Raw genomic sequence first — 19,700 nt, forward strand, 5'->3', positions numbered from 1 at the left:
CCCTACCGTGTCGAAGCGATGGACGAGTTCGAACGGCACGGCATCGGGGTGGTCTCCGGCCGCGACGCGTGCGCCCGCGCCCTGCGCTCCCCCGAGCTGACGTCGGATCCGGGCGGCGGCTCGCCCAGCGTGCTGCTGCGGGACGGCGAAGATCACACTCGCGTGCGCGCGGTGCTGCGGGAGATCATCGCCGGGCTGGAGCCGCTCCCCGAGTCCCTGCGAGCCGGGATCGAAACGACGGTGGCCGCGCTGGGGACGTCGTTCGACCTGGTGCGCGACTTCGCCCGGCCGGTGGCGGGCGCGGTGACGTCGGCGGTGCTGGGCGTGCCCCTCGACGACGTGTTCCTGGACCACCTCGAGGCGACGACGGCGAACCTCGACGTCTTCGGCGGCACCGACCGGGCCGGACAGGCGTCGGCGTTCCGGCTGGCGGTGCAGCTCAGCCGGACGGTGGCCGGGCCGGGCGGGCTGACGGCGCTGCGGGAGGCACACGCGGCCGGTCGCCTGGACGACGACGAGCTGACGTTCACCCCGGTGGTGCTGGCCCACGCGGCGTACGAGAACTCGCTGAACTTCCTGGCCTGCGCCGGCCTCGAACTCGCGACTTCGGGCCCGCGGACCGTGCGGGAGCTGGTGACGGCGATCTGCCCGGCCCGGTACGTCCTGCGGTTCGGCCCGGACGGCCCGGTGGCGATCTCCCTGGCCGACGGCCTGCCGTTCGGCCTCGGCCGCCACGCCTGCCCGGGCTCCGGGGTGGCGGTGGCCGAGGGCGAGATCGCGCTCACCGCCCTCGCCGCGCGCCTGGGCCCCGGCAGCGAAGTGCGGGACGTGCGCTGGAAGACCCACCCGATCTTCCACGGCCTCGGTAGGGCGGTGGTCACGTTGTCGTGAGTGGTAATTCGGGTTAGAACCCTAATTACCACTCACGACAGCCGCGGCAGGCTCAGGAAACGGCGGAGACCACGCCGGCCAGGCGGTCGGCCGCGGCCTGCGCCGTGGACTGCGCCGGCGCCTCGACCATCACGCGGACCAGCTGCTCGGTGCCGGACGGGCGCAGCAGCACCCGGCCCTCCTCGCCCAGCTCGGCCTCGACCTCGTCGACGGCCGTGCGGACCTCGGAGGAGCCCGCGACCGCGGCCTTGTCGGCCACCGGGACGTTGACCAGCACCTGCGGCAGCCGGTTCATCACCGCCGCCAGGTCGGCCAGGGACTTGCCCGTCTCGGCCATGCGGCTCATCAGGCGCAGCGCCGTCAGCAGGCCGTCGCCGGTGGTGGCGTGGGCCGGGAGCACGACGTGGCCCGACTGCTCGCCACCGAGGGCGAAGCCGCCGGCGCGCAGCTCCTCCAGGACGTACCGGTCACCCACCGCGGCGGTGACGACCGTGACGCCGTGCGCCTTCATGGCCAGGTGCAGGCCGAGGTTGCTCATCACGGTGGCGACCAGGGTGTCCTTGGTCAGCTCGCCGGCCTCGGCCAGCGCCAGCGCCAGGACCGCCATGATCTGGTCGCCGTCCACGAGCTCGCCCGCGGAGTCGACGGCCACGCAGCGGTCCGCGTCACCGTCGTGCGCGATGCCGAGGTCGGCGCCGTGGGCGACGACCGCTTCGCGCAGCTTCTCCGGGTGGTTGGAGCCACAGTGCTGGTTGATGTTGACGCCGTCCGGGTCGGCGTACAGCGCGACGACCTCGGCCCCGGCGCGGCGGTAGATCTCGGGCGCGGCGGCGGAGGCAGCGCCATTGGCGCAGTCGACGACGACCTTGAGCCCGGCGAGCGGGTGCGGCGTGGCGTCGAGCAGGTGGGCGGCGTAGCGGTCGAGGGCGTCCTCGACGTCCGTGACGCGCCCCACACCGGCACCCGTCGGGCGGACGGCGTCGGCGGACAGGCCGGCTTCGATCTCGTCCTCGATGCCGTCGGGGAGCTTGTGCCCGCCCGCGGCGAAGAGCTTGATGCCGTTGTCGGGCATCGGGTTGTGCGACGCGGAGATCATCACGCCGAGGTCGGCCTCGAGCGCGCCGACCAGGTAGGCGACGGCCGGCGTGGGCAGCACCCCGACGCGGCGCACGTCGGCCCCGGCGGACGTGAGGCCCGCCACGACCGCGGCTTCCAGCATCTCGCCGCTGGCGCGCGGGTCGCGGCCGACGACCGCGATCGGCCGGTGCGAGCGGTCGTGCGCGGCGAGCACGCGGGCGGCGCTGGCCGCCAGCGCCAGCGCGAGCTCCGGCGTCAGCTCGGCGTTGGCCAGACCACGGACTCCGTCGGTCCCGAACAGGCGTGCCATCGATCGACCTCCTCTGCGCGGTCACACCGGTGCGACCACCACGACAACCTAGCGATCCTGACGGACCGCGTTCCCCCACCCCGGTGATGTCGCTCCCCGGCTCGGAAACGACACAGAGCCGGAAAACGAACACCCCGGAAAACGCCGGAGCGCCCATCCGATGGACGGATGGGCGCTCCGGTGGTTCGCGCCTCGAGACGCGATCAGCGCTTGCTGTACTGCGGGGCCTTGCGGGCCTTCTTGAGGCCGTACTTCTTCCGCTCCGTGGCGCGCGCGTCACGGGTCAGGAAGCCGGCCTTCTTGAGGGCCGGGCGGTCGTCGGCGTCGACCTCGATGAGCGCACGGGCGATCGCCAGGCGCAGCGCGCCCGCCTGACCCGAGACGCCGCCACCGTGCAGGTTGGCGAAGATGTCGAACGAATCCGGCTTTTCGACCAGGACCAGCGGGTCCTTGATGAGCTGCTGGTGCACCTTGTTCGGGAAGTACTCCTCGAGGGTGCGGCCGTTGAGCTTGAACTGACCGGTGCCCGGGACGACCCGCACGCGGACGACGGCTTCCTTGCGGCGGCCGACGGTCTGCGCGTTGCCGCCGGCGGCCCGCGACGGGCGCGGCGCGGCAGCGGACTCGCTGGTGGCGACCGGGGTCTCGCTGGTCGCGGCCGGGGTCTCGGCGGCCGGGGTCTCGGCGGCAGGCGCCTCGGCGGCGGGGGCCTCGGCGGCCGGGGCCTCGGCCGCCGGGGTTTCGCTGGTCGCGACGTCGCCGGTCTCGGTCGCCTCGACGACCTCGGGGGTCTCGGACTCGGTGCTGGTCACAGACTGTTCCTCACTCACTGCGCGACCTGCGCGATCTTGGTGATCTCGCGCGCCTGCGGCTGCTGCGCGGCGTGCGGGTGCTCCGAGCCGGCGTACACCTTCAGCTTCTTGGCCTGGGCGCGACCGAGCTTGTTCTTCGGCAGCATGCCCTTGACGACCTTCTCGACAAGGTGCTCGGGCTTGGTGTCCAGCAGCTCGCCGAACGAGCGCTTCCGCAGACCGCCCGGGTAACCGCTGTGCCGGTACGCGAACTTCTGCTCGCGCTTGTTACCGGTGAGCGCGACCTTCTCGGCGTTGACGATGATGACGAAGTCACCGGTGTCCACGTGCGGGGCGTAGGTCGGCTTGTGCTTGCCGCGCAGCAGCGTGGCGACCTCGGTCGCCAGCCGTCCGAGCACGACATCCTCGGCGTCGATCACGTGCCAGGCACGAGTGACGTCGCCGGGCTTGGGGCTGTACGTGGGCAAGGGTCTACCTCGTCGTCAACATTGCGTGTGGGTTCTGTGCGGGCCTAGCGCTTACGCGCCGCAGCGCACAACGACATATGAAGATACCCCCACAGTCACCGCACCCGCGCATGGGGGGTGGTGGAAGCGTCCATACTAGGCTCCGGGCGGCCCGGGCGCAGCCGGGACTCTACCGGAGTTTTCCCGCCGAAGCGCCTGCACGCGCCGCCGTCGCACGCGAGGATGGGGCCATCCGGGCGGCATCGGCTGAGCAGGGGACGGCATGAGCAAACGACCGACGGCGATCTTCGTCCTGGGCGCCGTGCTGGCCCTGGTCACCGCCTGCGGCCAGGCGAAGGCGGGCACCGCGCTGCCGAAGGGCGACGACGCGGCGGACTACGTCGGCGCCAAGTTCGAGCAGGTGATCGGCAAGCTCGGCGACGCCATCACCGACACGCGCGACGTCACCAACTCGCTGGACGCCTACTTCAAGTTCGACGACAAGTGGGTCCACAGCACCGTGACGTCGGCGCGCACCGGCAACCCGGAGAACCGGGCGGTGCGGCACCGGTCGCAGAAGAACCCGGACGAGATCATCGACACATACACGCCCGCGGACGGCACGGTCGAGTACACCTACCTCGGCCCGATGTACGTGCAGAAGGGCGTCTCGCCGACGGCGTGGGTGTCGATGCCGAAGCCGGAGGGCGGGCTGGTCCTGCCGTGCGCCTGGGGCGGGGTGCTGACGCCGTGCCGGATGGCGGACTCGGCCGTGGAGGCGTACCGGGCCGACAAGCGGGCGGTCCGCGGGGCGAAGAGCCTCGGCGACGGCAAGACCGCGCTGACCGTGAACGTGCCGTTCGGGATCTTCGTCAAGAACCGGGTCGAGATCCTGCCGCCGAGCATCACCGGCCAGATCGGGCCGGAGCTGAAGAAGGCCGCGGTCCCGGCCACCATCACGCTGAACCCGGACGGCAGCCTCGTCTCCTTCGTGCTGGAGGCCAAGTTCGCCGGCGACGGCCACCAGCTCGAGCTCAAGTACGAGTTCCGGTTCACCGGCAAGGCGAGCCTGCAGGACATGCCGAAGCTGCCGGAGGCGAGCCAGATCACCGTGCTGCCCGACCGCGCGGCGATGGACGACTTCTACCGCCGGCTCGGCGAAGCCCAGGGCAGCTGAGGCGTGACCACGACCCGAGGTGATCTCCGATGACTCCACCGTCGCCACCGTCGCCACCGTCCCAGCCACCCGGCCCGCAGCAGCCGCAGTGGTGGCAGCCGCCGGCGAACCAGCCCGGCGCCGCACCGCAGCCCGGCGCGTGGCAGCCGGAGCAGCAGGCGACCGGCCCGCACGCCGGGCAGTGGCAGCAGCAGCCGGACCCGGGCACCGGCGCCTACACCGGCCAGTGGAACCCGGGGCAGCCGTCGGGCTCGTTCTCCGGGCCGTGGCAGCAGGGCCGGCCGGGCGGTGCGCCGTGGCAGCCGCCGTCCCAGCCGACGCCGCAGCAGCCGCCGACGCCCGGCCACGGGCAGCCGCAGTACGGCGGTGGGTTCCAGCCGTCGCAGTACGGCGGTCTCGGCGCGTTCCCGGCCGAGCCGGCGAAGAAGCCGAAGCCGAAGAAGCCGTTGCTGATCGCCGTCGCCGCGGTCCTGGTGCTCGCCCTCGGCGGCGGTGCCGCGTGGCTGCTGGGCGCGTTCCGCGGGGACGTCCTGGAGCAACAGTCCCTTCAGGACGGTGTGGTCAAGGTCCTGAACGACAACTACGGCGAGCCGGACGTGAAGAACGCGCAGTGCCCGGCGAACGAGGCGGCGCAGAACGGCACGACGTTCGACTGCACGGTGACCATCGGCGGGCAGCAGAAGAAGGTGACCGTGCGGGTGCTCAACGACCGGCCCGAGTACGAGGTCGGCGCCCCGCGCTGAGTTTTCCTTGCCGGGCAAAAGAAACGGCGGGCCCCGCACCGGAGTGCGGGCCCGCCGTGGTTTCCGGGGCTACCGGCTCAGAACAGGCCTTCGACGGCGTTGTCGGTCTGCTGGTAGCCGTCGGCGATCTCCGGCAGCACGGCCGCGATCTGCGCCAGAACCTGCTTCAGGTCCTCGAACTTCTGGTCCCAGGTGCGCTGGGCGGCGTCGTACTGCTCCTTCGCGGAACCGGTCCAGGTGGTGACCAGCGGCTTCAGGTCGTCCTTCAGCCGGTCGAAGGCGGCCTGGAGCTCGCCACCGGTCGCCTTGCAGTCGTCCGCGGCCGCGCGGATAATGGCGTAATCAACAACAATTCCGGCGCCATCAGGCATGATGTGCTCCTTTGTGAGAGAAAGTTTGCGAGGGAAGGGGAAATCAGCCGAGCTTGTCGAAGCCGGCGTTCACGGCGCGCAGGATCTCCTGCTGCTGCTGCTCGGAACGCTCGTACTTCGAACCGGCTTCCTTGAGGAGCTCACCGATGCGCTGGAGGGCCTGCGCCATGCCGCGGGCGTCCTCGTCGAAGCGGTGCATGACGTTGGCGAAAGCCTGCTTCGCTTGACCCTGCCAGCCAGCGCGGGTGGCCTCGATGCGGTCGCGCAGCGTCGCGAGGTTGAGGTCCATCTGCGCCCGGACCTCGGTCACCCGCGCCTCGGACTCCGTGAACTGCTGGACTGTCCCTTGAAAACCAGGCCCGCTCATTCGGGACCCCCTTCTGTCCTGTGGTGGATTGGCCGCAACCAAGCTTGTTCGTTCGTACGGCCCTACGACGCAGACACTGCCACGTCCGGTTCCCCCTTGTCGTGGTTTGCCCCGAAGTAGTTGCTTGCGTTAACGCCCACCACGGGAACCGATCGCCGCAGGTATCCGAGGCACCCCCCGAACCGCGGCTGCCGCACCGCGAAAAGGTTCTCCACCAGCGGGATTAGCACGCGCACAGCAACCGGCAGTACGGCTTCACTGATCGCGTTGCATGATTCGCATCTGGGAAAAGTCTTCGTCTTCGTCACCCGATCGAGCGGTTCGGACCGGAGATTGCGAACGCGAAGGAACCGGATCGGGAACCGCGGGAACCGCCAGCCCGCGGGCGCGGCGGAACCGTTCGGCGGCCGCGCGCAGCGTTCCCGGCGTCGGATCGCCGGACTTCGCGCCGCGCCCGCTCCGTTTCAGGAGGTCGGCGTTTTCGCTGTGGTGCCGCCGGCTGCGCGCCTTCGCGTTCCCGGCGACGCGACGCGCGTGCGTCACCGCGTCCTGGCCGATCCGCTTGAAGGACGTCGCGGCGCTTTCGAATTCTTCGGACGACACCGCGTGCCCTCCTCTCAGTTGAGGATTTCGACCGTGCGCACGGCCTGCGCGCAGGCGGCGGCGACCCGGTCCCGCAGCGGGGCCGTGGCGTACTGGCAGCCGACGTGGACGCGGATCCGGCCCTTCGCCACGACGTACCAGTCGACCTGGAGATCGGGCCGGTCCGGCTTGATTTCGTGGTACCCGATCACGGTCTTGCCGACGTACGACAGGCTCGGGTTGAACGCGCTCCAGCGGGCGGGGTCCCCGTCCGCGATGTTCTTGAGCTCGTCGACGAGCTTCTGCCGGTCCGCGGTCGCGTCGTAGTCCATGACGATCTCCTGCGCGACCAGGAGATCGTTGCCGTCACGGGACTCCTGCGGGTGGATCACGACCTGCTTCTGGGCCACCCGGTCGTCGGTCTGGACCCAGTCTTCCGGGGCGGTGAACTTGAAGTCGTACTGCGAAAGCGTCCGGCCGCTCTCGGTCCCGGGGTCGCGGAAGACGAAGACGCCGGCGACGACGAGCGCGGCCACGACGACCACCGCGCCCGCGACGATCCCCCACAGCTTCCGGCGGCTCTTCCCGACCGGTTCGGGCGCGGGACGGGCACCCGCGGGCGGGCCCGGCGGGTTCGGCCGGGCGGGCGGGCTCCACGGCCGGGACACCGGCTGGCCGGCCGGCGGCGACGGCGGGGGCACCGGCCGGTTCGGGAACCCGCCCGGCGCGGTCGGGGTGCGCGGCGGCGCCGGACGCGGGGCGACGTCGCCGGGGCGCACGACCTCCGTGCGCTGTGCCCCCGGCCCGAGCGCGCCGCTCGGGGCCGCGCCCAGCCGGGCCATCGCTTCGCCGGGCAGCGCACCGGTGCGGTCCGGGTCCACCAGCACCGCCCGCAGCGCGCCGCGCGCGACGACCGTCTCGGGCTGGTCGAGGCTCGTCGGCACGACACCGGTGCGTTCGTGCACCAGCCGCGAAATCATCGGGATCCGGCTCGACCCGCCGACCAGGAAGATCGCCGTGAGCTGCTTGGGCCGCAGGCCGGCTTCGCCGAGCGCGGCGACCGTCAGCTCGACAGCCCGGCCGAGCGGCGCCGCGATCAGCCGTTCGAGGTCTTCGCGGGTGACGTGGGCGTCGGCGAACGGCGGCGGCATCGGCACGTCGGTGTAGGCGTGCCGCGACAGCGTCTCCTTCGCGCCACGGACGTCCTGGCGCAGCACCCGGCGCCGGCGCCGGTCGGCCAGCTCGCGGCCTTCGACGAGCTCGCGCCAGGCGTCCGGATCGGCCGCCGAGACCAGGGACCCGACGTGCTCCAGCAGCGCCTGGTCGATGTCCGCGCCACCGAAGCTGGGGTCCCCCCGGGTGGCGAGCACCTGGAAGCCGCCCCGCTGCGGACGGCCGGTGCGATCCCGCGCGACCTCCGGCGGCAGCCGCCGCACCACGCTGACGTCGACCGTGCCCCCGCCGAGGTCCAGCACCGCGAGCGCGTCGCCGGGGCGGCCGCTGAACTCCACGGTGCGGTCGTTCGTCACGTCCTGCGGCGCGAACGTCGCCGCGTGGTACACGGCCGCAGCCACCGGCTCCGGCACCAGCGCGACCTCGCGCGCCAGCCCGCCCGCGGCCTGCCGCAGCAGCCGGGTGCGGATCGCGCCCCAGTCCGCGGGGTGGGTCAGCACGAGCAGGTCGACCTCGGCGTCACCGGCCAGCCGGCGCGCTTCGGACACCGCGCGTCCCAGCACGGCGTGCACGACGTCGGTCACCCGCAGGACGTTCTCGCCGAGCAGCAGCTCGCCCTCGTCGATCCGCCGCTTCGGGTTCGGCTCGTACCGCGACGGGTCGACCGCCGCCTGCCGCTCGGCCTCCTGGCCGACGAACAGCGTGCCGTCCGCCGCCGCGTACACCGCCGAGGACATCAGCGGCTGGCCGTCGATCACCACGACCTGCGGCTCGCGTCCGTTCACCGAGGCGACGACGCAGGTGCTCGATGTCCCGAAGTCCACCGCAACCCGGACCGTCACCAGCAGCTCCCGCCCATTTCGTCGCGTTGCCCCGCGCCCGGCCGGCGGGGCGCGCTCTCGGGGAGAAACCTACTCACCCCGCCGAAAGCGCGTCCGGCCACCGTCGTCAGTCGGGCTGGATCCACGACACCTGGACGAGCTGCTTGCCGTTCTTCCGGGTCAGCAGGTTGCCCCGGCCCGGCGGCATCGCGCTCGGCTTGATGTTGCCGATCAGCGCGCCTTCGTCGCGCGAACCGTTCATCACCATGCCCGGCGCCGCGATCTCCTTGAGCTTGCCGATGATCGGGTCGTACATCGCCTTGCTCGCGCCACCGGTGCGCCGCACGACGATCAGGTGCAGGCCGACGTCCTTGGCCTGCGGCAGGAAGTCGGAGATCTTCCGCAGCGGGTTGTTCGTCGACGTGGCGACCAGGTCGTAGTCGTCGACGAGGATGAACAGCTCCGGCCCCTTCCACCACGACCGCGTCTTCAGCTGCTCCTGCGTGACGTCCGGGCCCGGCAGCCGGCGCGTCATCGAGTTGAAGACGTCGTTGACCATGCTCTCCAGCTGCGCGGCCGACACCGCGTACCCGAGCAGCGAGTCGCCCTGGACGTAGCCGAGCATCGTGCGCCGGTAGTCGACCAGCAGGATGAGTGCTTCCTTGGAGTTGTAGCGCTCCGAGATGCCCCGGGCGATCTGCCGCAGCAGGTTCGTCTTGCCCGACTCGCCGTCCGCGAAGGCGTAGAAGTGCGGCTCGGCGTTGAAGTCGAGGTAGATCGGCTGCAGGTCTTCTTCGTTGACACCGATCGGGATGAGCTTCGAGTCGCGGGCGGTGTCGAGCTTCTGCACCTCTTCGTAGGTGATCAGCTCCGGCAGCAGGCGGACCTGCGGCGCGACGCGGCCGCGCCACGCGCCCTTGATCTTCGCCACGGCGTCGGCCACGCCGGAGGCGATCGTCTCCGGGTCGCTGGAACCGTCGATCCGCGGCAGGCCGCCCAGCATGTGCAGCTTCTCCCGGGTCAGGCCCCGGCCCGGCCGCCCGGCCGGGATGTTCACCGCGATGCGCCGGTCGATGTCCGACTCGGTCGGGTCACCGAGGCGCAGCTCGAACCGGGTGCCCAGCATGTCCTTGATCGCCGGGCGGATGTCGGCCCACCGGTTCGCGGAGATGATCACGTGCACGCCGTAGGACAGACCCTGCGTGGCGAGCCGGGTGATCGAGGTCTCGAGCTCTTCGAAGTCGTCGCGCAGGGCCCGCCAGTTGTCGACCACGAGGAACGCGTCCCCGAACGGATCCTGGTCGGGGCGGATCTCCCCGCGGCGCTTGCGGTTGCGGAACTCGGTCATCGAGTCGATGCCCATCGCCCCGAACCGGCCTTCCCGCTCGGTGAGCAGGGTGGTCAGCTCGGCCACGATCCGGCGGGCCTTGTCCGGCTCGCGCCGGGCCACCGCCACGCCGCCGACGTGCGGCAGGCCGGCGAGCCCGGTCAGGGTGCCACCACCGAGGTCGAGGCAGTAGAACTGGGCCTCCTCCGGCGTGTGCGTCAGCGCCATCGACATGAGCAGCGTCCGCAGCATCGTCGACTTGCCGGTCTGCGGGCCGCCGACGATCACGCCGTGCCCGGCCGCCCCGGAGAAGTCGGCCCACAGCGGGTCACGGCGCTGCTCGTACGGCCGGTCGATGATGCCCAGCGGCACCTGCATCCGCCCGTTGCCGAAGTAGCCCACCGGGGACAGGCCGCGGTCGTCGGTCGGGTTCAGGTTGGGCAACAGGGTGTCGAGCGAGTTCGGGTCCTTCAGCGGCGGCAGCCACACCTCGTGCGCCGGCGGCCCCTGGCCGACCAGGCGCGAGACGATGACGTCGAGCTCGCTGGGTTCGACCGCCTCTTCGGGCTGCCGCTGCTCTTCCTTCGGCGCCGCCTCGACGAACTGCGGCTCCGGCTCCTTCGGCAGCTCGACGAAGTCCGGGACGAACAGCTGCGGCCGCTTGTCCGCGCGGACCACGGTCGCCGCCGGGCCCGCCGCCTTGAGGCCGGCCGGCCGGTACGGGCCCGAGACGTAGGCCGCCTTGAACCGCACCAGGGTCGACGTGTCGTACTTGAGGTACCCGCCGCCGGGGACCGACGGCAGCTCGAACGCGTCCGGCACGCCGATCGCGGCGCGGGACTCCGCCGCCGAGAACGTCTTGAGGCCGATCCGGTACGACAGGTGCGAGTCCAGGCCGCGCAGCTTGCCTTCTTCCAGGCGCTGCGAGGCGAGCAGCATGTGCATCTGCAGCGACCGGCCCAGCCGGCCGATGGCGACGAACAGGTCGATGAAGTCCGGCTTCGCCGACAGCAGCTCGGAAAACTCGTCACAGACGATGAAGAGCGCGGGCAGCGGGTCGAGGTCCGCGCCGTTTTCGCGCGCCTTCTCGTACTCCCAGACGTTCTTGAAGTTGCCGCCGTTCTTCAATGCTTCCTGACGCCGGTTCATCTCGCCGGCCAGCGCGTCCCTCATGCGGTCGACCAGCGTGACCTCGTCCGCGAGGTTGGTGATGACCGCGGAGACGTGCGGGGCCTTGTCGAGGCCCATGAACGTCGCGCCACCCTTGAAGTCGACGAGGACGAAGTTCAGCGTGCTCGACGAGTGCGTGGACAACAGGCCCAGCACCAGGGTGCGGAGGAACTCCGACTTGCCGGAACCGGTGGCGCCGATGCAGAGGCCGTGCGGGCCCATGCCCTCGGCGGCGGCTTCCTTGATGTCCAGCTCGACCGGCTGGCCGTACTCGCCGACGCCGAACGGGACGCGGTAGCGGTCGCGGATCGGCCGCGGCCGCCACGCCTGCTGGACGTCGAAGGTCATCGGGTCGCCGGGGATGCCGAGCAATTCCAGCAGCGACGGGTTGGACAGCAGCGGCTCTTCGTCACCGACGTCCTGGCCCGCGGCGCCGCCGACGCGGTACGGCGAGATGAGCCGGGCCAGCGACTCGGTCTCGACCAGGCTGAGGGTGTCCGGCCGGCCGAACCACTCGACGCCGCCGGCACTGCGGGCACCCAGCCGGTCCGACTCGACGACCAGCCGGAGGCCGCGGCGGGCGGCGAGGTTGCCGAGGGAGTCGGACAGGTCGATCAGCGTGACGCCGACCAGGCCCTCCTCGAGGACGATCTGCTCTTCGCGGGTGACCTCGGCGTCGTCGATGATGATGACGACGTGCGGCTGGTCCGGCGCCGGGGTGGCGTTGCGGGAGAAGCGCTGGCGGTCACGCAGTTCTTCGTCGAGCCAGGCTTCGATCTGGGCCAGCGAACCGGCCATCATGCGCAGCTGGCCGATGCCGTCGGACAGCGTGGGGTGCTGGGCGTGCGGCAGCCACTTCGCCCACTCCCACTCCTCCTTCGCACGGCCCGCGGTGGCGACCGCGACCAGCACGTCGTCGGGGCTGTGGAAGGTGACCATCTGCGCGAGCATCGCGCGGGTCAGGCCGCGGGTCAGCGCGCGGTCGCCCTGCATGCTGACCGCGGCGAACCCGCGGAGGGTGATCTGGGTCGGCAGGTCCGGCACGATCGAGTGCGCGCGCACGAACCGGCGCAGCGCGAGGGTGGCGATCGGCTCCAGCTCGTCGACCGGCCCGGTCTGGGGCGGGACCAGCCGCGTGGCGAGGCGGTGCGAGCTGCGCCCGACGCGCAGGTGCAGGAAGTCCTGGTCGTTCTGGCGGCGTTCCCACATCCGGCGGCTGGCGGCCAGTGACCAGAGGGACTGGGGGTCGGGGTGGACCCATTCGAGAGCGGCGCGCTGGTCGACCATCGCCTCGCGGGCCCGGTCGCGCATCTGGCCCAGGTAGCGGAGGTAGTCCTTGCGGTCTTCGTCCATCTCGGCGCGCTTGGCGCCGCCGCCCTTGCCGCCACCGCCGGCCATCATCCCGAGCGTCCCGACGACCATCATGCCGCCCATGGCCATCATCATCGGGTTCCGGTTGCTGGCCTGGAACATGAAGACCATCATCCCGAGCGACGCGACGATCATGACGACCGGAAGCGCCTTCATGACGATGTTCCCGGGGATGACGCGCGGCACCTCGGGCGGCGGCTCGAGGTGCACCTCACCGCCCGGCGGCCGCGGTGCCGCCAGCCGCGGCGACTTCTTGAACTGCAGCGTGCTCATCGAAGGACCCCTCTTCAAACTCGACGATGGCGGCCACCGTTTTAGTGCGCAAGGTGCGCGGAACAACCTATCGAACGCCGCGGCGGAATTCCGGCGGATGCCGTAACGCCCTCGTGAACCGGTCCTGACCTCGCCTGGCGAGTGTACGGCGCGGCACCGACAGTAATCGCGTGATCCGGCCGGTGAGCTGCGGTCACCGGTGAATTTCAGACCGCCCGCAACGGCCAACTCGCCAGCCGGAACGGCCAACTCGCCAGCCGCAACGGCCAACTCGGCGGGTTCTCCGGCGTGTTGGCCGTTGCGGTCGCTGAGTTGGCCGTTGCGGTCGCTGAGTTGGCCGTTGCGGTCGGCCACCGACCTGAGCTGCGGTTGCCGGTGAATTTCGGACGTTCGATGATGCCCGCGCCGGGGTTCGGTATAAGTTCCCCGGGAGCAGCATCGACCGAGCGGGGGCAGTGCAGTGGCTACGGGCACGACAGTATTCAGCAGGGTGACGGTCGTCGCACCGTCCACCCGGATCGACGTGGCGCTGCCCGCCGACGTCGCGGTGGCCGATCTGCTGCCGATGCTGCTGGACATGGCCAAGGAGACCGCGCCCGACGGTGGGGCCCGCCACGGTGGCTGGGCGCTGGCCAAGCTCGGGGACGCCCCGCTCGACCCGAGCCGCACGCTGGCCTCGCTCGGCGTCGTCGACGGTGAGCTGCTCCAGCTGCGCAAGCGCAACGAAAACCCGCCGCCGCCGCTGTACGACGACGTCGTCGACGCCATCGCCGAGTCGTCCCCGGACAGTTTCCGCCCGTGGACGAAGGAGACGGCGAACCGGTTCGGGCACGTCGCGGGCGGGCTGGCGCTGTTCGCCGCCGCCGTCGCGTTGTTCATGAGCGGTTCGTTCTACGGCGGCAACGCGCTGGGGGCGGCCATCGCCGGCGGCATCGGCGCCGTCGCCTGCGTCGCGATCGGCGCGACGCTCGCCAAGGGCTACCAGGCCGAACCGACCGGCGTGCTGATCGCCGCGGCCGGCGGGCTGCCGCTGGCCTTCGTCAGCGGCTTCTACATCGTGCCCGGCCTCTCCCTCCGGGCGAACCTGCTGCTCGGCGCGGTCCTGGTGATCATCGTCGCGTCGGTCTGCATCATGGTCATCGGCGCCGGCATCACGACGTTCATCGCCGCGGCCACCGCGGGCACCTTCGGCGCGCTGGCCTTCCTGTTCGGCACGCTCGTCGCGCACCCGGCGGCCGGGATCGCGGCCGGCACCGTCGCGGTCGCCCTCGCCTGCATCTCGATCCTGCCGCGCGCCACCATCTGGCTCGCGAAGCTGCCGCTGCCGCACGTCCCGAGCAACGCCGAAGAGCTGAAGGAAGACTCCGGCTTCCCCGACTACCGGGCGATCGAGCGCCGCACGGCGATCGCGCACAACTACATGACCGGCCTGATGGTCGGCTGCGGCGCCACGGTGGCCGTCTCGGCGATCATCGCCGCGAGCGCGCCCGGCGTGTTCGGGAGCATCCTCGGCGTCGTCGCGACGCTCGTCCTGCTGCTGCGCGCCCGCGCGTACGCCAACGGCAGCCAGGCGATCGCCCTGCTCACCACCGGCCTGGTCTCGGCCACCGGGATCGCCATCGGCTGGCTCGTGTCGGCGAGCGCCCAGAACCGCCTCCTGTACGTCTTCGGCGTGCTGATCCTGCTCGCCGCGGGCGCGCTCGTCGTCGGCGTGATCTTCCCGAACCAGCGGTTCTCGCCGCCGCTGCGGCGCACGGTGGAGATCATCGAAGCGATCTGCATCGCCTCCGTGCTCCCCCTCGCCCTCGGTGTGATGGACCTCTACACCACCCTGCGGCACCTGAACTTCAAGTGACCGGATCGGGTGACTCTCCCATGGCAGCAGCACGGCGTCCCGGCGCCACCCGACGGACCTCGACGGCCCTGCTGGCCGGCACGCTCGGCCTCCTGTCGCCGCTGACGCTCGCGGTACCGGCGTGGGCCCAGGCCGCCCCGGCCGACGGCTATTTCGCGGCACCGCCGCCGGTCGACATGGGCAAGCTGATCCCGGACTCGCGCCAGCCCGACAAGACCTACACCCAGACGAAGGGCTGCGTGCAGCGCAGCACCCTCGGCCAGAACATCGAAATCAAGTACCGGCCGTGGGGCCAGGAGTACCTGCAGATCGCCAAGGCGCAGGACATCGTGAAGGCGGCCACGGGCAGTGCCGGCGGTGGCATCCGCGTCGCGGTGATCGACACCGGTGTGACGAAGCACCCGTGGTTCCAGGACCGGCTCAAGTCCGGCGGCGACTACGTGGCCACGCCGACCAAGGGCCAGCAACCGGGGCTCGAGGACTGCGACGGCCACGGCACGGAAGTCGCCGGGATCATCGGGGCGAAGCCGGACAACCCCGAAGTCGGATTCGTGGGTGTCGCACCGGACGCCACGATCGTGTCCTACCGCCAGCTGAGCGAGAACTACGAGCCCGCCAAGCAGAACTCGACGGCCGGCTCGAGTTCACCGCCGTCGTCGTCGAGCACGAACCCGCCGTCCGGGTCCGGCACACCGCCGCCGACGGGCGGTGGTGGCGGCAGTGAAGGCGACCGGACGTCCCCCGGGCAGTCCAACGGCGGCCGTCAGCTGGAGAAGGACGGCACCGCGGGCACGCTGAAGACGCTGGCCGAGATCATCCGCGGCATCGCCGACCGGCACGAGGCCGACGTCATCAACATGTCGGTCGACAACTGCCGCCCGGCGACCGGCTCGATCACCGAAGGCGAACAGCAGGTCCAGGCCGCGGTGCACCTGGCGGCACTGGCCGGCATCGTGGTCGTCGCGGCCGCCGGCAACGCGACGGACACCTGCCCGCAGAACGACCAGCCGGACGCGCGCAAACCGAAGACGATCGTGACGCCGCCGTGGTTCGCGGACGACGTGCTGTCGGTCGGGGCGATCGACGAGACCGGCAGCGTGGCGTCGTTCAGCGTGCACGGCCCGTGGGTCGGCGTCGCGGCCCCCGGCACGCGGATCGTCTCGCTCGACCCCGCCGAGGGGTCGAGCGGCCTGGCGAACCTGACGTTCGAGAACGGCGACAAGGCCAGCGAGATCCAGGGCACGAGCTTCGCGGCGCCGTACGTCGCGGGCCTGGCGGCGCTGGTCAAGGCGAAGTACCCGCAGCTCGACGCCAAGGGCATCATCAACCGGATCAAGGAGACGGCCCAGCACCCGGCGGCCCCCGGCGGGCGCGACAGCTTCGTCGGCTCCGGGGTCGTCGACCCGGTGGCGGCGCTGACGCAGGTCCTGCCGTCCGAGGTGGGGAACCAGGCGTCGGCGCCGCCCCCGCAACTGGCCCAGCTGCCCCCGGCGAACGACCACAGCTCGACGCCGATGATCGTCGCGCTGGCCGGCACGGCGGGCGGCGTGGTCGCGCTGCTGATCACGTTGTTCGTCATGCACACGATCCGCCGCAACCGCCCGGCCGAAAGCGACACCTCCCGCCGCTGACCACAAACATCACCCGTGATTGAGCGGGCATCTCACGTGATTGGGAAGGCATCACGCGTGATTGGGCGGGCATCGGCGTGATGACCCTTCAATCACGCGTGATGCCTCTCTGATCACGCGTGATGCCTCTTTCGTCACTTCGCGGGCGGTGCCGGCGGCTTCTTCTCGGACGGCGGGTTCTCGTCCGCGCCGATCACCGGGGGTGTCACCAGGCCGGGCTCGCCGAGCAGGTCCGACGACTTCGTGACCGGGCGGGTCTTCGACGGGCGGCGGGCCTGGCCGCCCGAGCCGAAGGCTCCGAAGCCCATCATCGGCATCATCGGGACTCCGCCCGACGTGCTGTGGTTCTGCTCGGCGGACGGGGCAGGCTGCGGAGCGGCCGCGTCAGCGGGGTCGGGGGTGCCGGCGCCGGTGTGGCGCCCCTCCGCCGGGCCGTCGGCCGACGACGGCGTCATGACCTCGTCGGCCGAAGCCGGGGCCGAGGAGTCCGCCGACGCCGCGTCCGTGGCCTGCTCGCCCGCCTCGTTCAGCGCGTCGTCGTGCAGCTTGAAGCGCTCCGGCGGGTACCGGTGCCGGATCTCGATCGTGCGGGACGCCGCGTCCGGGTCGTCGACGCCGTTGCACAGCCGGTCGAACGCCTCCAGCACGTCACGCGCGGTTTCGTGCAGCGCCTTCGCCGAGTCCTGCGTCTCCGCCAGCTGCGAACGCGCCCGCTTCGCCCCGCCGCTCGGGAGCAGCATCGTCTCCGACGTCAGCTCCGCCGCGTCCACCAGCACCTCGACCAGGTCGACGACGACGTGGCGCAGGGTCGTCACCATCTCGTCCAGCGCGCCTGCCAAAGCCTCGAGCGCTTCGCGGAGGTCGCCGCCCGCCGCGCCGATCGTGCGGATGTACGCGACGAACGAGTCCGCGTCGCGGCCCTCCCAGCCCGCGTCGAGCCGGCCGAGCTGGTCGTCCAGGCGCGCCGAAACCTCGGCCGCGACCGAAGCTGCCTGGCGCAGGCGGTCCGCTTCCGCGCCGAGGTCGGCCCAGCGGCCGACCAGCGGGCGGAAGTACGTCTCGACGGAGTCGAGCACGCCCAGCTGCTGCGCGAGGTCCGTGAGGTACGCCAGGTACGGCTCGGCCGCCGCCGTGATGTCCTCGCCCGCGGGCACCGGCACCGAAGCCGCCAGGGGGTAGCTGCCGGCCGTCATCCGTCGAGCCTCCCGGCCCGCTTGATCAGCTCCGCGGCTTCGTCGTCCTGGTCGCCGTGGCGGACCGTCACCTGACGCAACGCCTCCGCGGCCGAGCGCAGCGCCGCGGCGCCGTCGGTCAGCTGCCGCCGCAACGCCCCGGCCGCGCGGCCGTACGACTCACCGAGGCCCAGCTGCGCCCCCAGCGTCCCGTAGGACTCCCCGGTGACGTCGCCACCGCCGACCTCGGCCGCCGCCGTGTCCAGTTCGTCCGCGGCGGCCTCGGCCGTCTCGGCGTACCGGGCGACGACGACGCCGTCCATCTTCAAGCCGGCCACGGCACCTCCGCTCACGAGAAAGACCTTCGAGCGTGGGACGCCCGACGCCGGCCGGCGGTTCCGCTCAGTTGCCGGGCTGCGCGGTCGGGTACGCGCCGGCGTTCGGGTCGATCGGCACCGAGTCGAACTGCCGCAGCACGTCCTGGGTGTTCAGCGACGCCCCGGTCGGCAGCAGCCCGATGATCGACTCGGGCGCCGGCTGCCGGTTGTTCATGCCGATCGCGTCCGCGGTCTGCGCGTCCGGGACGCTGTAGCGGATACCGCGATCGGAGATCAGCTGGATCTGGCCCTTGCCGAAGCTGGCCTTGCCGGTCGCGGACTGGACGACCGCGGCGAACCCGGGCTTGAGGTAGAAACCGTTGAGCGGCACGCGGTTCGGGCCCGGCGTGGTCACCGTCATCGAGGTGAACTTGTCCCCGGTGCTCTTCTGACCGGGCAGCTGCGTGTCGACGTACACCGAGGTGTGCGCGTCCTGGTCCGGGCCGGACCCGACCAGCGACCAGCCCAGGCACGCGACCGAGGAGTTCTTCGTCGCGTCGAGGATCGTCGGCACCGAGCGCGGGAAGTCGTCGACCGCGATGTAGTCGGGGTCGGTGGGCTGCAGGGTGTGCACGCCGGCGAGCTTGTCGGGGCCCAGCGTCTGGATGCTGTTGGAGCTGCCGTTCTTCGCGACGCGGATGATGTCCGCGACGGCATTCGACACCCGCTGGATGCCGGTCGGGGTGATCGCCCAGTAGTTCAGGTCCCGCTGACCGGCCTGCTGCGTGGCGAAGACGTCGCCCGCGGTCAGGCCGTCGAAGTCCGCCGGGGCCCGGCCGTTCTGGATCTTCGGCGGCGTCAGCTTCGCGACCTCGGGGATCGCGTTGAGCAGCCCCTGCGTGATCTTCCGCGGCGACGGCGGCAGCTGCAGCGCCGTCCGGACGGCGTCGTTCGGGTTGTCGACGTCGATCTCGGCGCGCACGGTGTTCGCGTTCGGCCGGTTCCGGGAGCTCGGCAGCCGGTAGACGAGGTAGGTCTTCCCGTTGTCGGCCTTCGCCAGCAACGCCTCGTTCTCACCCAGCTCGGTGCCGAGGCCGCTCGGCGCGATACCGCCGAAAACGTAGGTGTTGGTCCGGCCGGTGTCGGCGTTCGGCAGCGCCGGATCCAGCTGAACCTGGTCGCAGACGGCCCAATTGGGGGAAATTCGCTGGGAATCCGTCGGGATCAGCTGCGGACCGTCCGGAATTCCGGTCAGTTTGTCGCGCGGAATGTCCTTGAGCTGCTCATCGGAAACGACCGTGGGATTCTTCACACTCGCCGGGCTCGCCGGGGCGGCGGCGGGCGCCTCGGCCGCGCCACCGGTGCCCGCACCGGTCTTCTTCTGCTGAGCCAGCAGCAGGAGCCGCGCCGACGCGAGGTTGAACGTGGGGATCAGCTTCGTCGGGTTGCCCGTCACGACGTAAACGGTGCCGGACTGCTCGCCGATCACGATGTTCCCGGCCGCGGGCACCGACGGCGCCGGGCTGAGCAGGCCCCAGACGACGAAGACGATCATGCCGAGCACGCCCAGCACCACCCCCACGATCGTGGCCCGCGTGTGGGTGCGCATCGGGTCGTGCAGCATCACGGCGTCCCGCCGGACCAGCGCCGACTGCATCCGCCGTAGGACGAACTGATACGCCTGGACCTGAGACTTAGTCGTGGGTGTTGATGGCATTCTCGACCTACAGCTCTCCCCGTCGCGGTACGGTTCCGCAGGATAGCCGTACGGGGACCGTCTGGTGTGGGGTTTCTACCAACTCAAGCTAGTGTCG

At 71.4% G+C, this 19,700-nt stretch carries 16 protein-coding genes; 5 read left to right on the forward strand and 11 right to left on the reverse strand.

What is annotated here, in order from left to right; translation table 11 throughout:
* Positions 1–18: 18 nt before the first annotated feature.
* Positions 19–891, forward strand: coding sequence for a cytochrome P450 (locus ACLJQF_RS04120; RefSeq protein ID WP_410606873.1), 873 nt, complete (start codon positions 19–21; stop codon positions 889–891).
* Between the two features lie 52 nt (positions 892–943).
* Here ACLJQF_RS04120 and glmM read toward each other — a convergent pair whose 3' ends face one another.
* From glmM to rplM, 3 genes are all read right to left on the reverse strand, one after another.
* Entirely contained in the window at positions 944–2,278 is a 1,335-nt protein-coding gene (glmM, locus tag ACLJQF_RS04125; protein WP_410606874.1) for a phosphoglucosamine mutase, read from the reverse strand.
* 203 nt (positions 2,279–2,481) lie between these two features.
* On the reverse strand, positions 2,482–3,090 hold the full coding sequence (gene rpsI, locus ACLJQF_RS04130; protein ID WP_410606875.1) for a 30S ribosomal protein S9: 609 nt from the start codon (positions 3,088–3,090) through the stop codon (positions 2,482–2,484).
* A gap of 14 nt (positions 3,091–3,104) precedes the next feature.
* On the reverse strand, positions 3,105–3,557 hold the full coding sequence (gene rplM, locus ACLJQF_RS04135) for a 50S ribosomal protein L13 (protein WP_410606876.1): 453 nt from the start codon (positions 3,555–3,557) through the stop codon (positions 3,105–3,107).
* Between the two features lie 262 nt (positions 3,558–3,819).
* On the opposite strand from rplM, the gene ACLJQF_RS04140 reads away from it, so the two are divergent.
* Together ACLJQF_RS04140 and ACLJQF_RS04145 are read left to right on the forward strand one after the other, a co-directional pair.
* Complete coding sequence (locus ACLJQF_RS04140; RefSeq protein ID WP_410606877.1) at positions 3,820–4,713, forward strand: hypothetical protein; 894 nt, start codon at positions 3,820–3,822, stop codon at positions 4,711–4,713.
* A gap of 29 nt (positions 4,714–4,742) precedes the next feature.
* Positions 4,743–5,456, forward strand: coding sequence for a DUF4333 domain-containing protein (locus ACLJQF_RS04145; protein ID WP_410606878.1), 714 nt, complete (start codon positions 4,743–4,745; stop codon positions 5,454–5,456).
* Between the two features lie 77 nt (positions 5,457–5,533).
* Here the strand turns inward: ACLJQF_RS04145 and ACLJQF_RS04150 are convergent, their stop codons facing one another.
* The 5 genes from ACLJQF_RS04150 to eccCa form a co-directional block, all read right to left on the reverse strand.
* The gene (locus ACLJQF_RS04150) at positions 5,534–5,827 is read right to left on the reverse strand and encodes a WXG100 family type VII secretion target (RefSeq protein WP_410606879.1); all 294 of its coding nucleotides are present in this window, start codon (positions 5,825–5,827) and stop codon (positions 5,534–5,536) included.
* 43 nt (positions 5,828–5,870) lie between these two features.
* A complete protein-coding gene (locus ACLJQF_RS04155) occupies positions 5,871–6,194 on the reverse strand; it encodes a WXG100 family type VII secretion target (protein WP_410606880.1) in 324 nt (107 codons plus the stop codon).
* A gap of 255 nt (positions 6,195–6,449) precedes the next feature.
* Positions 6,450–6,797 carry a hypothetical protein gene (locus tag ACLJQF_RS04160; protein WP_410606881.1) on the reverse strand — a complete coding sequence of 116 codons (348 nt, stop codon included), beginning with the start codon at positions 6,795–6,797 and terminating at the stop codon, positions 6,450–6,452.
* A gap of 14 nt (positions 6,798–6,811) precedes the next feature.
* Positions 6,812–8,791: a type VII secretion-associated protein gene (locus tag ACLJQF_RS04165; protein ID WP_410606882.1), complete on the reverse strand. Its 1,980-nt coding sequence runs from the start codon at positions 8,789–8,791 to the stop codon at positions 6,812–6,814.
* A 106-nt stretch (positions 8,792–8,897) separates the two neighbouring features.
* Entirely contained in the window at positions 8,898–12,911 is a 4,014-nt protein-coding gene (eccCa, locus tag ACLJQF_RS04170) for a type VII secretion protein EccCa (RefSeq protein WP_410606883.1), read from the reverse strand.
* 490 nt (positions 12,912–13,401) lie between these two features.
* Here eccCa and eccD point away from each other — a divergent pair, with 490 nt between their 5' ends.
* Both eccD and ACLJQF_RS04180 read left to right on the forward strand, forming a co-directional pair.
* Positions 13,402–14,766: a type VII secretion integral membrane protein EccD gene (gene eccD, locus ACLJQF_RS04175; protein ID WP_410606884.1), complete on the forward strand. Its 1,365-nt coding sequence runs from the start codon at positions 13,402–13,404 to the stop codon at positions 14,764–14,766.
* Between the two features lie 20 nt (positions 14,767–14,786).
* Positions 14,787–16,397: a S8 family serine peptidase gene (locus tag ACLJQF_RS04180; protein ID WP_410606885.1), complete on the forward strand. Its 1,611-nt coding sequence runs from the start codon at positions 14,787–14,789 to the stop codon at positions 16,395–16,397.
* Between the two features lie 134 nt (positions 16,398–16,531).
* On the opposite strand, the gene ACLJQF_RS04185 is transcribed toward ACLJQF_RS04180, so the two are convergent.
* The 3 genes from ACLJQF_RS04185 to eccB are packed head-to-tail and all read right to left on the reverse strand — an operon-like array spanning position 16,532 to position 19,603.
* Positions 16,532–17,590 (reverse strand): WXG100 family type VII secretion target, encoded by a 1,059-nt coding sequence (locus ACLJQF_RS04185; protein ID WP_410606886.1) that lies wholly within the window; start codon positions 17,588–17,590, stop codon positions 16,532–16,534.
* Positions 17,587–17,922, reverse strand: a complete 336-nt coding sequence (locus ACLJQF_RS04190) for a hypothetical protein (protein WP_410606887.1) — start codon at positions 17,920–17,922, stop codon at positions 17,587–17,589. The genes ACLJQF_RS04185 and ACLJQF_RS04190 overlap by 4 nt, the downstream gene beginning before the upstream one ends.
* A gap of 49 nt (positions 17,923–17,971) precedes the next feature.
* Complete coding sequence (eccB, locus tag ACLJQF_RS04195) at positions 17,972–19,603, reverse strand: type VII secretion protein EccB (protein WP_410606888.1); 1,632 nt, start codon at positions 19,601–19,603, stop codon at positions 17,972–17,974.
* Positions 19,604–19,700: the final 97 nt, after the last annotated feature.

Source organism: Amycolatopsis sp. lyj-109, assembly GCF_046548995.1.
In the GTDB taxonomy this organism is placed as follows: Bacteria; Actinomycetota; Actinomycetes; order Mycobacteriales; family Pseudonocardiaceae; genus Amycolatopsis.